General features: G+C 65.4%; 11 protein-coding genes and 1 pseudogene. 5 read left to right on the top strand and 7 right to left on the bottom strand.

Annotated features, from left to right (window positions below; translation table 11 throughout):
* Positions 1-22: 22 nt before the first annotated feature.
* Positions 23-1,120: pseudogene (gene sfnG / locus OVY01_RS05030) on the top strand (dimethylsulfone monooxygenase SfnG); the annotation flags it as partial.
* 11 nt (positions 1,121-1,131) lie between these two features.
* Here sfnG and otnI read toward each other — a convergent pair.
* The 7 genes from otnI to OVY01_RS04995 form a co-directional block, all read right to left on the bottom strand.
* On the bottom strand, positions 1,132-1,917 hold the full coding sequence (gene otnI / locus OVY01_RS05025) for a 2-oxo-tetronate isomerase (RefSeq protein WP_267846118.1): 786 nt from the start codon (positions 1,915-1,917) through the stop codon (positions 1,132-1,134).
* Positions 1,918-1,944: 27 nt separating this feature from the next.
* Entirely contained in the window at positions 1,945-3,402 is a 1,458-nt protein-coding gene (locus OVY01_RS05020) for a GntT/GntP/DsdX family permease (RefSeq protein WP_267846117.1), read from the bottom strand.
* A gap of 185 nt (positions 3,403-3,587) precedes the next feature.
* On the bottom strand, positions 3,588-4,241 hold the full coding sequence (gene otnC, locus OVY01_RS05015) for a 3-oxo-tetronate 4-phosphate decarboxylase (RefSeq protein WP_267846116.1): 654 nt from the start codon (positions 4,239-4,241) through the stop codon (positions 3,588-3,590).
* Between the two features lie 3 nt (positions 4,242-4,244).
* Positions 4,245-5,558: a 3-oxo-tetronate kinase gene (gene otnK / locus OVY01_RS05010; RefSeq protein ID WP_267847671.1), complete on the bottom strand. Its 1,314-nt coding sequence runs from the start codon at positions 5,556-5,558 to the stop codon at positions 4,245-4,247.
* 40 nt (positions 5,559-5,598) lie between these two features.
* Positions 5,599-6,507 carry an L-threonate dehydrogenase gene (gene ltnD, locus OVY01_RS05005; RefSeq protein WP_349293489.1) on the bottom strand — a complete coding sequence of 303 codons (909 nt, stop codon included), beginning with the start codon at positions 6,505-6,507 and terminating at the stop codon, positions 5,599-5,601.
* A 273-nt stretch (positions 6,508-6,780) separates the two neighbouring features.
* The gene (locus tag OVY01_RS05000) at positions 6,781-7,677 is read right to left on the bottom strand and encodes a PfkB family carbohydrate kinase (protein WP_267846112.1); all 897 of its coding nucleotides are present in this window, start codon (positions 7,675-7,677) and stop codon (positions 6,781-6,783) included.
* Entirely contained in the window at positions 7,674-8,519 is an 846-nt protein-coding gene (locus tag OVY01_RS04995) for a BtpA/SgcQ family protein (RefSeq protein WP_267846111.1), read from the bottom strand. The genes OVY01_RS05000 and OVY01_RS04995 overlap by 4 nt, the downstream gene beginning before the upstream one ends.
* A 406-nt stretch (positions 8,520-8,925) precedes the next feature.
* Between OVY01_RS04995 and OVY01_RS04990 the strand changes: the two genes are divergently transcribed.
* The 4 genes from OVY01_RS04990 to OVY01_RS04975 all read left to right on the top strand — a co-directional run bounded on the left by OVY01_RS04990 (position 8,926) and on the right by OVY01_RS04975 (position 13,009).
* Positions 8,926-9,996 (top strand): LacI family DNA-binding transcriptional regulator, encoded by a 1,071-nt coding sequence (locus tag OVY01_RS04990; RefSeq protein ID WP_267846109.1) that lies wholly within the window; start codon positions 8,926-8,928, stop codon positions 9,994-9,996.
* Between the two features lie 123 nt (positions 9,997-10,119).
* Complete coding sequence (locus OVY01_RS04985; RefSeq protein WP_267846108.1) at positions 10,120-11,067, top strand: substrate-binding domain-containing protein; 948 nt, start codon at positions 10,120-10,122, stop codon at positions 11,065-11,067.
* 140 nt (positions 11,068-11,207) lie between these two features.
* Complete coding sequence (locus OVY01_RS04980; RefSeq protein ID WP_267846107.1) at positions 11,208-12,005, top strand: ATP-binding cassette domain-containing protein; 798 nt, start codon at positions 11,208-11,210, stop codon at positions 12,003-12,005.
* A 2-nt stretch (positions 12,006-12,007) separates the two neighbouring features.
* A complete protein-coding gene (locus OVY01_RS04975) occupies positions 12,008-13,009 on the top strand; it encodes an ABC transporter permease (RefSeq protein WP_267846106.1) in 1,002 nt (333 codons plus the stop codon).
* Positions 13,010-13,011 lie beyond the last annotated feature (2 nt).

Here is a 13,011-nt window from a genome sequence, read left to right as displayed (position 1 = left end):
CCACCTCGATCCGGAACCGCTCATGAGCCATCCGAATGCGCAACCCGACGCCCTGAAGTTCGCCTACTGGGTACCTAATGTCAGCGGCGGCCTGGTGGTGAGCAACATCCCCCAGCGCACCGACTGGGGCGTGCAGTACAACCAGCAACTGGCCCGCGCCGCGGAGCAGGCGGGATTCGAATACGCGTTGACGCAGATCCGCTTCACTGCGGGCTATGGCGCCGAACACCAGCACGAATCGGTGTCCTTCAGCCAGGCCCTGCTGGCCGCCACCACGACATTGAAGGTGCTGGCCGCGATCCTTCCCGGCCCCTGGCACCCGGCGGTGGTCGCCAAGCAGATCGCTACCATCGATCACATCTCCAACGGCCGCATCGGCATCAATGTCGTGAGCGGCTGGTTCAAGGGCGAATTCACGGCGATCGGCGAACCCTGGCTCGAACACGACGAGCGCTACCGCCGTTCGCACGAGTTCATCGAGGCGCTCAAGGGCATCTGGACGCAGGACCATTTCACATTCCGCGGCGATTTCTACCGGTTCAACGATTACACGCTGAGTCCGAAGCCCGTCCAGAAGCCCCATCCCGAAATCTTCCAGGGCGGCAGTTCACGCGCCGCGCGCGACAACGCCGCCAGCGTCTCGGACTGGTATTTCACGAACGGCAATACGCCCGGGAATCTGAAGCTTCAGATCGACGACATCCGGCAGAAGGCGGCGGTCAATCGGCACACGGTGCGCATCGGCGTGAATGCCTTCGTGATCGCACGGGATACGGAGGAAGAAGCGCGGGCGGTGCTCGCCGACATCATCGATCATGCCCATGTGGAAGCGGTGCATGCGTTCGGCGACGCGGCGAAGCAGGCGGGAAACGCCTCGCCCGAGGGCGAGGGCAATTGGGCGAAATCGACGTTCGAAGATCTGGTGCAGTACAACGACGGTTTTCGCACGAATCTGATCGGCACCCCCGAGCAGATCGCCGATCGCATCATCGAATTGAAAGCGGTGGGCGTGGATCTGGTGCTGGCGGGCTTTCTGCACTTCATCGAGGAGGTGGAATACTTCGGCGAGAAAGTGCTGCCGCTCGTGCGGGAACGCGAACAGGCGCTTGCCGCGGTCGCGAAGGCTTCGCCTCAACCCGCGCGCCGCCACTCCCGCAACCATTCCAGCCCCGCCGACGTGTCGCCGCGCGGCCGATACTCGCAGCCCACCCAGCCATCGTAGCCCAGCTCGTCGAACACGCCGAACAGATAGGGGTAGTTGACCTCGCCCAGATCCGGTTCGTGGCGGTGCGGTACACCGGCGATCTGGATATGACCGATGCCGGCGAAATCGCGGCGCAGTTTGCTTTCGATGTCGCCTTCGACGATCTGGCAGTGATAGCAGTCGAACTGTACCTTGAGATTCGCCGCGCCCACTTCCCTGCAGATGGCCTGCCCCTGATCCTGACGATTCAGGAAAAACCCGGGCATGTCGCGCGGGTTGATCGGTTCGAGCAGGACCGTCACGCCGACCTGCGCCGCCTGCGCCGCAGCAAAGGCCAGGTTTTCCAGATACACGGCGTGGTGCGCGTCGCGACGCGCCGGGTCGGGCAACAACCCGGCCATGACATGGATGCGGTCGTTCTTCAGCACCGCGGCATAGTCGAGCGCGCGCTGAAAGCCTGCGCGGAACTCGCCTTCCCGGCCGGGCAGCGAGGCAATGCCGCGCTCCCCCGCCGCCCAGTCGCCCGGCGGGGCGTTGAAGAGCGCCTGCACCAGCCCGTTGTCATCCAGCCGCTGGCGCAATTCCTCGGCGCGGTGGTCGTACGGGAACAGATATTCGACCGCATCGAAACCGTCCGCCCGGGCCGCGGCGAAACGGTCCAGAAAATCGTGTTCCGGATACAGCATCGAAAGATTGGCAGCAAAGCGAGGCATGAAAATTCCTATTCGAAATCGAAAAACTCAAACAAACGGCCAGAGCGCCAGCGTCATCAGAAAGCCCAGCACGCCCAACAAGGTGACGAGGAACGTCCATGTGCGCAGACCGTCGCCCACGCTCAGGCCGGCGAGCTTGGTGAAGATCCAGAAACCGGCATCGTTGACATGCGACATCGCGAGACCCCCGCCGCCCATCGCCAGACACAACAGCGCCAGGTGATTCGGGCTTAGGTGAAATTCGGCGACCATCGGCGTGAGGATGCTGGCGGTGGTCACCAGCGCCACCGTGGTGGAGCCCTGCACGGCACGCAACAGCACGCTCAGCAGGAAGCCCAGTGCGAGGATCGGCAAACCGGTGGTACGCAGCGCGTTCGAGACGACGGCGCCGATGCCCGTGTTGACCAGCACGTTGCCGAACACGCCGCCGGCACCGGCGATCAGGATCACCATGGCGACACCCGGCAGGGCCGAGCCGATGACGTCGGACACTTGCGCACGGCTCCAGCCGCGGCGCGAACCCAATAGCCAGGCGCACAGCAGCGTGTCGAGCAGCAAGGCGACCAGCGGCGCGCCCAGCACCAGCAAGGTATCGCGCAGCAGCGAACCGGCGGGCAGCAGGGGCGGCACGAGCGTGCCCACCAGGATCAGTACGATCGGCAGCAGGATCAAGGCGACGATCAGACCGAAACCCGGCGCCGGTGCGGGCGGCAGCTTCGCGGCGAGCGTCGTCGCGCTCTCCTCGGCCACCAGCGTGCCGGGGGCGGCATGGGACGCGGTATGCGCGTAGTCGCCGTTGCCCCAGGCGACAAGATCCGCATTGCTGACATTCGGGCCGTACACCTCGGCACGGACATCGTCGGCCATCGGGTAGGTACGGCGCGTGATGCGACCGGCCACCGCATAGCCGATCAGGCAGAGCACGGCGACCATCGGCAAGCCGAACATCAGCACCCGGCCCAGATCCGCGCCCAGTTGCGACGCGGCGGCGACCGCGCCGGGGTGCGGCGGCAGGAAGGCATGCACCGAGAGCAGCGCCGCGCACATCGGCAACGCGAAGATCAGCAGCGGTTTGCGGGTGGCGCGGGCCACGCCGTAGGCGAGCGGCATGAAGATGATGACGCCGACCTCGAAGAACACCGGAATACCGACGATGAAGCCGGCCACGGCCAGCGCCAGCGGCGTGCGCCGCCCGCCAAAACGCCGGATCAGGGTCTGCGCCAGCACCTCGGCGCCGCCCGAGAGCTCGATGACGCGACCGATCATCGCGCCCAGCGCGATGATGATGGCGATGTGACCGAGCGTCTTGCCCATGCCGCCTTCGATCGTCGACACCAGGGCGCTCGGCTTGACGCCCGCGACCAGCGCGACGACGATGCTCACGAGCATCAGCGCCACGAAAGGCTGGAATTTGAACTTCAGCACCAGAACCAGCAGCGCCACGATGCCGGCGACGGCGATGGTCATCAACAGGAAGGGCGTCATGCCGTGGCCCTCCCGCAGAGGGTGGGGGCGCGCGCGGCGCGCGCTGCCGCGTCGGGGTGATAAGACTGCGTCATGCGGTGGTCTCCTATAGTTATCGTTCTTTCCGCATGCGCGGAAGCGCCGGACGCGTGGGCGCGGGGGCAAGGGTTAAGCACACGCCGCCGCCGTATCGACCGGCAAATGCGTTACCAGCGCACGCCGAAGGTGGCGTGCAGTTCGTCGAGCGCCGCCTGTGCGAGGGGCGCGGGTTTCGGATCGCTCATCAACCAGAGCCGCGCGGTTTCCTCGAGTTCCTCGAGCGCGTAGGAGGCTTTCGCGACCGAGCTGTCCCAGATGACGGGGCCGAGCCGTTCGAGCATCACGCCCCGCACGCTGTTCGCCAGCCGCGCGACCTGCTCGGCGACGTTCGGCGAACCCGGCCGTTCGTAGGCGATCAATGGAATGTGTCCGACCTTCATCACCTGATACGGCGTCAACGGCGGGAGAATGTCGTCCGGGCGCCAGACGCCGGCGAGCGTCAGGGCCACCAGGTGCGTCGAATGCGTGTGCACGACGCCGCCCACGCCCGGGTTGCGGTCATAGACCTGCCGGTGCAGCGCCAGGGTTTTCGAGGGCTTGTCGCCGGACACCCACTCGCCCGCCAGGTTCACCTTGGCGATCGACGCCGGGTCGAGCCGGCCCAGGCAGGCATCGGTCGGCGTGATCAGCCAGCCGTCTTCCAGACGCGCGCTGATGTTGCCGGCGCTGCCCACGGTGTAGCCGCGGCCGTACAGCAGACGGCCGACGTCGCAGATTTCCTCGCGCTGGGCGTTTTCGCGGGTATTGTCGCTGATCATCATGGTTCAACCCCGTGCCAGTTGCGTCAGGGCCTTCGCGAAGAAATCGCGGCCGCCGAAGTTCCCGGATTTCAGCGCGAGCGCCAGGGTGTGCGCGCCGCCGCTGCTGACGGTGGCGGGCACGCCGGGATCGATCTGCGCGCCGATCTGCAGCATGCGCACATCCAGCGCCTGCACCACCGCACCCGACGTTTCACCGCCGGCGACCACGAAGCGGCGTACGCCGGCCTCGCGCAGACCGACGGCGATCTCGCCCAGCGCCTGCTCCACCAGCGTGCCGGCGCGTTCCACGCCGAGTTGCGCCTGGACGGCCCTGACTTCCTCGGGGCTGCTGGTCGCATAGATCAGCACGGTCTCGCCGGCATCCCGGGCGAACGCCAGCGCCTGCGCGACCACAGGGTCGCCCGCCGCGAGCGCGAGGGGATCGATACGCAGGGCGGGACGCCCCGCCTCCCGCCAGGCCGCGACCTGGCCATTGGTGGCCACCGACGCGCTGCCGGCCAGCACCGCCTCCGCCCCGCTCACCGCAGGCAGTTCGGCGACGTCGGCCGCATCGTTGCGCGCCAGCTTGCCGGCGCGGCGGAAATTCTCCGGCAGGCCGAGCGCCAGACCCGAGCCGCCGGTCAGCAGCGGCAGGTCCGCGCACGCTTCGCCCAGGGTGATCAGGTCCGCGTCGGAAAGCGCGTCCGCGATCGCCATGCCCACGCCGTCGGCGCGCAGCGCGGCGATCCGCGCGCGCACCGCGTCGGCGCCCTGCGCCAGGGTGTCGTAGCGCAACAGACCGACCTTCATCGCCGTTTGCGACTGCAGCACGCGCACGAGATTGGCGTCGGTCATCGGCGTGAGCGGATGATTCTGCATGCCCGACTCGTTCAACGGCACATCCTGCACGAACAGATGACCGCGGAAGATCGTGCGGCCGTTCTCCGGAAACGCCGGGCAGGCGATGGTGAAATCGCCGTGCAGCGCGCCCAGCAGCGCTTCGCTGACCTGGCCGATATTGCCCGCCGGGGTCGAATCGAAGGTCGAGCAGTATTTGAAGAAGATCTGCTCGCAGCCGCGTTCGCGCAGCCAGGCCAGCGCCGCCAGGGATTCGGCCACCGCCTCGGCGGCGGGCGTCGTGCGCGACTTCAGCGCGATGACGATCACGTCGGCGTTCAGTCCGGCCGCGAGTTCCGGGCCGGGAATGCCGATGCTCTGCACGGTGCGCATACCGCTTCGCACCAGCATGTTGGCGAGATCCGTCGCGCCGGTGAAATCGTCGGCGATACAGCCCAGCAGGGGGCGATGCGCCGGGGGGGTGGCGGTGCCGGCGGCCATGTCCGTGGCGAGGGTCGTTGCGGTATTCATCGCGCGGTCCTTACGCTTCGTTCTTGCCGGCGGGCAGCGTGATGCCCGGGAAAATCTTGATCACGGCGGAATCGTCCTCGCGGCCGAAACCGGCGCTCGACGCCTGCATGAACATCTGATGCGCGGTGGCGGAAAGCGGCAGCGGAAACTTGCTGGTGCGCGCGGTGTCCAGCACCAGGCCCAGGTCCTTGACGAAGATGTCCACGGCCGACAGCGGCGTGTAGTCGGCGTTCAGGATGTGCGGCACGCGGTTCTCGAACATCCACGAGTTGCCGGCGCTGTGGGTGATGACTTCGTACAGCGCGGCGGCATCCACGCCTTCGCGCAGGCCCAGCGCCATCGCCTCGGCGCTCGCCGCGATATGCACGCCGGCCAGCAGTTGATTGATGATCTTGACCTTCGAGCCAATGCCGTGGACGTCGCCCAGGCGGTAGACCTTGCCGGCCATGCCGTCGAGGATCGGCTGCGCCTTCGCGTACGACGTCGCGGGGCCGGAGGTCATCATCGTCATCTCGCCGGACGCGGCTTTCGCGGCGCCGCCGGAAATCGGCGCGTCCAGATACAACAGGCCCTTTTCTTCCAGGCGCTTGCCGAGGTCGACGGCGAAGGCCGGCGCGACGGTCGCGCAGCCGATCACCAGGCTGCCGGGGCGCAGCGCCGCCACGGCGCCCTGCTCGCCGAACAGCACCGTCTCGGTCTGCTCGGCGTTCACCACCACCGTCACGATGACGTCGCATGCCGCCGCCAGCGCGGCGGGCGACGCGCACGCCACGCCACCCTCGCCGGCGAACTGCTCGGTCACGCTGGCGCGCACGTCGCAGGCATGCACGTTGAAACCGGCGCGCAACAGCGAGCGGGCAATGCCCAGGCCCATCGCACCCAGACCGATGACGCCTACGTTTTTGTCGTTCATTTGCATTTTCCTGGATAGCGTGCGTCGCCCGGCGGGGTGGCCCGCGAGGCGCACCGGCCGTTTGACGTGCACGGTGTTGTTAAGTATTTTCAAATATTAACAAAAATTCACACTGGTGTATGTGCTTTCACGTACAGAATTCCTGGTGAGGAATTGTGTTTTCGCTCGTCGGCGCCGCGTGGCGCGCGAAGGCGCGCGGCGGCAATGGCACCATGGTGTCGACGCGCGCAGGTGGCGAGAAGAAGCGAGCAGAAGCGAGAAGGAAGCGAGGGGCGTGCCTCACCCTTCGGCGATGTGCGCCATTTCCTCTATGGACGGGATGGCGGCGTACGTACCCGCACGCGCCACCGCGATCGCGGCCGCTTTCTGGCCCGCGTGGATCGCATCGGTCAGTGACCGGCCTCGCGCAAGGGAGGCGACCAGCACACCGGAGAACACGTCGCCCGCTCCCGAGGTATCGGTGACGCTGGCGGGATGTCCGGCAACGGGGAGCGTGCCGCTCTCACTGGACACCAGGCAGCCGTTCGCCCCCAGCGTCACGATGACCCAGCGGGGTCCCCTGCCCCGTAACCACGCGGCCGAACCTTGTACGTCGCCCGGCCCATGGATCTCGCACATTTCACCTTCGTTCGCGATCACGCCCTCGCACTTCTCGAGGATCGCCGTTCCGTCCCAGTGCCATGGCGCCGCGTTGATCACGATTTTCGCGCCACGGGCACGGGCGAAGTCGACGACTGCATGGGTGGTGCGCATCGACAGGTTTCCCTGCATCAGCACATAGTCGTCCCGTCGCAGGTCGTACAGCAATGCCGTGAGATTTTCGGGGCGGCTTGCCTGGGTGCAGGCCACCGTGGTGACGATCGCGTTTTCCCCGTCCACGGTGACCGTCAGGATCGATACGTCGGTGTCGTGCACGGGCTTGAGCAGGCGCAGGTCGGCGAATCCCTCGCGGCGCAACGCATTTTCGATCTCGCTCGCCGTCGCATCGGTGCCGAGCGCGGAGACGAAAACCACGCTGGCGCCCGCGCGCTGCGCGGCCACCGCCTGGTTCAATCCCTTGCCACCGGGCGCGCGCACGATCGATTCGGCCAGAACGGACTCGCCCGGCCGGGGAAAACGCCGCACCTTGAGGGTCACGTCGGATACCGCGTTGCCGACGACGAAAACGCGGGTCATGACCGGGCGTGGTTCGCTGCGGCCATGAACGCCTGCAGACGCGCGGGATCCACGTCGTTCCACCACAGGCCATCCGTTTTGAGATAGCTCGCCACGATGACGGCATCGGCGATGCTGAACATGTCGCCGACGTTCTCCGGCGTGACACCCGATCCGACGACGACCGGCAGCGAGGTGCCCGATCCGATCGCTTCCAATTCGTCGAGCCGTGCGGCGTCGCCCGTCCGCTGGCCGGTCGCCACTGCGGCATCGGCATCGAAAAACTCCACGTCCCGGGCGAGTTCGGCGACGGATCGATCGCCGGTAATGGCATGCGCGCCGTGCTTGACGTGCACGTCGGCGAAAATCTTGATGTCCCGCGCGTGCAGCCATGACCGGTAGCGGGTCGCCTGCGCGGCCGGTCCCTCGACGATCCCTTCGTTTGCGACATAGGCGTTCGCCCACTGGTTCACGCGGATGAACGACGCGGACGCGGCTTTCGCGATCGCGAGGGCCTGGATCGCGCCGTTGGCCAGGACATTGATGCCGACGGGGCACTTGACGGTGTTCTTCACGGCCGCCGTGACCATGGTCATCGCCGCCACCGTCTCCGGGCCGATGCTGTCCGGCTTGCTGAACGGAATGTCGCCGTGATTCTCCACGATCAACCCGTCCACGCCGCCTTCGACGAGAAGGCGCGCCTCGTTGCAGGAAAACGCGATGATGGCTTCCATCGTTTGTCCATCGTATCGCGCCGAACCCGGGAGCGGCAGGCAGTGGAGCATTCCGATCACCGCTTTCCTGCGCCCGAACAGGGTCGCGATCACGTTCGGCTTTTGATTCAAAACGGGCTTTTGTGCCATGGACGAATGTTCCTGGTCATTTCGTGAAGAGACGGGTTCGTACGCGGCGTTATGACAGCCCATGCCGAGCGGCAACGCTTTTTCGAAGACCCATTCGCGCGTTCGAAATCGCCATCACGCTCGGGTATGACGCGCTCGCAAATTGAAGATTGTCATAAAATTCGCGTCAAGGGGGTTTCCCGCCGCCTGATCGATGCCGGGCCGGGCCGGGCCGCGCGCCGATGCGGGCTTGGGCCTGGCTGACCGACGATACGGGTAGTTGGGCACGGCGCTCGCGCTGGGGAGCCGTCATGAAGCATCGACGATGCAACGCGATGGGACACGCACGCCCCGGCGCGCAGGCCAGCATCGGCCGAAGGCCGCTTGCGTTGCGTTACACTCCCAACCAGCATTGGGGGAATTTCTTTTGGGCAAGCCATCCACTATCCGCGACGTCGCCGAACTCGCTGGGGTATCGAAGTCGACCGTGTCGCGTTATCTCAATGGCGACCTGATCCTGCCGCCGGACACGGCGAAGCGCGTGAACGACGCGGTACGGGCGCTCAAATACCAGCGCAACAGCCTGGCCAGGCGCCTGAGCATGGGGAGCAGCGAGACGATCGGACTGGCCATTCCCGATATCGCCAACCCGTTCTTCGCCGAACTTGCCGACGCCGTCGAATCCGCCGCGGCCGGGTTCCGCATGGGTCTTGCCCTATGCATCACCCGAAACGAGCTGGAACGGGAAGCCGTGTATCTGGGCTGGCTGGACACGCAACGGTTCGACGGTCTGATTTTCGCGACGAACCGCCCCGATGACGGCGCCCTGCGCAGATTGATCGGCGACAGGCGAAATCTGGTTCTGGTGGATGAGGACGTCAGCGGCCTGCATGTACCGAAAGTGTTCACCGACAACGAAACCGGCGGCTATCTGGCGTGCCGCCACCTCATCGAAGCGGGTCATCGCCGCATCGCCCATGTCACGGGGCCGGTCGGCCTGTTTTCGGTGCGGGAGCGCCTGGCGGGCTACCGACGCGCGTTGCGCGAAGCCGGTATCCGCTTCGATGCGACGCTGGTCCGATACGGCGCTTATGACCGCCCGTTCGGGCGGCACGCCGCGCAGCAGTTACTGGCGCTCGGCAAGCGCCCCACGGCGATCTTCGCCGGGAGCGATTATCTTGCCGTAGGCGTGCTCGAAACCCTGCGCGAGCAGGGTCTCGACGTACCCAGGGATATGTCGCTGGTCGGTTTCGACGACATGGAGTTTGCCGGCCTGCTGATGCCGCCGCTCACGACCTTGCGTCAGTCAGTAGGTGATCTGGGCCGGGCAAGCGTCGAAATATTGATGGCGGCGCTCGCCGGCGAACGTTCCGAAACGCGCGCTCCTGCGGTTCACGGCCCGACGGAAACGGTACGCCGCCTGCCGGTGACGCTCATGCAGCGTGCATCCGTCGGGCCGCCCATTTTGCGAAAAAACTCCCCAGCGCACCTCGAATAACTTTACGGTTGACAAACGAATATCAGCCACATAAATTTAGTAAACCGGTTTACAAGAAATCCATCGCACTCGGTTTTCGGGAAACGGCCGGCGCCTCCCCTTACCTTCATGGAACGCATTCTGATGATCGCAAAAAAACGCTTCCGCCTGCGCGTACTCGTAGGGCTCGTTTCGTTTGGGTTACTGGGATGCGGTTTTGCCGTGGCGGCGCCCGTACCCAAGCTGGCATTGGTGCAGATCAACCAGGAGGCGTTGTTCTTCACGCAAATGAACGCCGGCGCGCAAGCTGCCGCGAAAGCGGCGGGAGCGCAACTGAGCATCTACAACGCGAATAACGACCCGAGCGCGCAGGCCAATGCGATCGAAACCTACATTCAGCAGAAAGTCGACGCGATCCTGGTGGTCGCAATCGACGTGAACGGCATCAAGCCGGCCATCGCGGAAGCGAAAAAAGCGGGTATTCCCGTCATCACCATCGATTCGATCGTGCAAGGTGACAACGCGGTTCAGGTCGGCGTGGACAACAAAAAGGTCAGCGAATCGATCGGCAAACTGAGCGCCGACTACGCGAGCAAGAACCTGCACGGGCACGCGCAGGTGGGCGTCGTCGGCGCGCTGAATTCGTATATCCAGAATGTACGCGCGGACGGCTTCAAGGCGGGTCTCGCCGCCGCGCCGGGGAGCAGGATCGTGGCCACGGTTGACGGGCAGAATGTCCAGGATCAGGCACAGTCCGCATCGGAAAGCCTGATCACCGCCCATCCGGACCTGCAGATCGTCTATGCCACCGGCGAGCCGGCCCTGATCGGTGTCGTCGCCGCCTCGATGGCACAGGGTGGCACGCCGCCGTACAAGGTCATGGGATGGGATTTGAGTTCGCAAGCCATTGCGGGCCTGGACTCGGGACTGGTTCTCGCCGTGGTGCAGCAAAGCGGGATGGGCGAAGGAACGGCCGCAGTGCAGGCGGCGATGAAGCTGATCGCGCACCAGGCGGTGCCGAAGAATGTCTCGGTGCCGGTCACGATCGTGACCAAGGCGAACGTCGATCAATTCCGCGCCCAGTTCAAGTAGGCAACCGTGGAGCGCGCGGCCGAACCGCTGCATGGACGTCGGTCGCGCTGCATGGACGTCGGGCGGCACGGGGGTCCTCCATCTTTCGCCTCGATCCCACACGCCGTGAAAACTGATTCGGTTTTTGTTAGGAGCGGTATATGTCCGATGAGTCCACGCCACGGCCCGTGCCCCGCGTGCGGATGCGCAATATCGTAAAAAGCTTCGGCGCGGTGCAATCGCTGCGCGGCGTCTCGCTCGAGGTCGCTCCGGGCGAAGTGCTGGGTCTGGTGGGAGATAACGGTGCGGGCAAGTCGACCGTATCGAAGGTGTTGTCGGGCGCGGTCGTTCCCGATGGCGGCACGATCGAAATCGACGGTCAGGCCGTTCATTTCGACCAGCCCGGCGACGCGCGCCGGCATCATATCGAGATGGTGTATCAGGATCTGTCGCTGTGCGACACGATCGATGTCGCGGGGAATCTGTTCCTCGGGCGCGAGCCGACCAAACGCGTCCTCGGCGTGAACGTGCTGGATCATCGGAAGATGCATCGCGAGGCGCGGCAAATGTTGCAGGGGCTCGGTATTCGCATTCCGGATACCCACGTCGACGTCGAGCATCTCTCGGGCGGACAGCGGCAGGCCATCGCGATATCGCGGGCGATCTCCTTCGGCCCGAAGGTGCTGATCATGGACGAACCGACCGCCGCACTCGCCGTCGCCGAAGTCGAGGCCGTCCTGGAACTGGTTCGCGTCATCAGCGCCAGTGGCGTGAGCGTCATTCTGATCAGCCACCGGCTCCAGGATCTCTTCCTCGTCTGCGACCGCATCAGCGTGATGTACGAAGGCAAAAACGTGGCTGACCGCAACATCGGCGAGACCAATCTCGAGGAAGTCGTCGAGTTGATCGTCGGGCACAAGTTCAGCGCCCGTTCCGCGCGCGCGCTGGCGGAGCACTGATCATGGATATCGCGATGGAGAAAAAAACGACGACCCGCCGCCATGATCTGTCCCACTTCCTTTCGCGCAATGCGGGGGTCGCCAGCATTGCCGGATTCTTCCTGTGCTGTGTCGTGGTCTTCTCGCTGGCGGCCGGGACGTTCCTGACAAGCGGGAATCTGATCAATATCCTCCGCCAGAGCGCACCGCTCCTGATCGTCGCGGCGGCAATGACGTTCGTGATCACGACCAGCGGCATCGATCTGTCCGTCGGTTCGGTGGTGGCATTGGTCGGGGCGATCGCGGCGATCGCGTTGCGGGCCGGCGTGCCCGACCTGGTGGTCATCATCGGCGGTCTGGTCCTCGGCGCGTCCATCGGCGCGGTGAACGGGTATTTCGTCGCGTTCGCCGGCATGCCGGCCTTCATCGTGACATTGGGCACGCTATCCGTCGTGCGGGGAATCGCGCTCCTGTTGACGCAGGGCTATTCGATACCGGTGAGCGGAACGGGCATCTTCACTCAGCTGGGCCGCGGCCGCATCCTGGGACTGCCCGCGCCGGCGCTGATCGCGATCGCGGTTTTGCTCGTCGCCTGGCTGACATTGCGACACACGCGTTTCGGACGCTATGTCGTGGGGATCGGAACGAATGCGGAAGGCACCCGTCGTTCGGGCATCAACGTACGGCGCGTGACGATGCAGGTCTATATGCTGAGCGGGGCCGCGGCGGGACTTGCGGGAATGATCGAAACGGCGCGCCTGGGCAGCGGCTCGTCCAATCAGGGCGGCGGATTCGAACTGGCGGTCATCACCGCCGTGGTGCTCGGCAGCACGAATCTGTTCGGCGGGCGCGGAACGATCCTGGGGACCCTGCTCGGCACGCTGACCATCGCGGTCCTGGGCAACGGCCTGATCCTGGTCAACGTCTCGCCGTTTTATACGCAGATCATTCAAGGCGCAATCATGATCCTGGCAATCTGGCTCAATACCCGCATCTTCACGCCGCAGCGTCGAAAGAAGGCCTGAGC

The sequence above is a fragment of the Robbsia betulipollinis genome, from assembly GCF_026624755.1.
GTDB lineage: Bacteria > Pseudomonadota > Gammaproteobacteria > Burkholderiales > Burkholderiaceae > Robbsia > Robbsia betulipollinis.
This window is presented reverse-complemented; position numbering and strand designations above follow the sequence as displayed.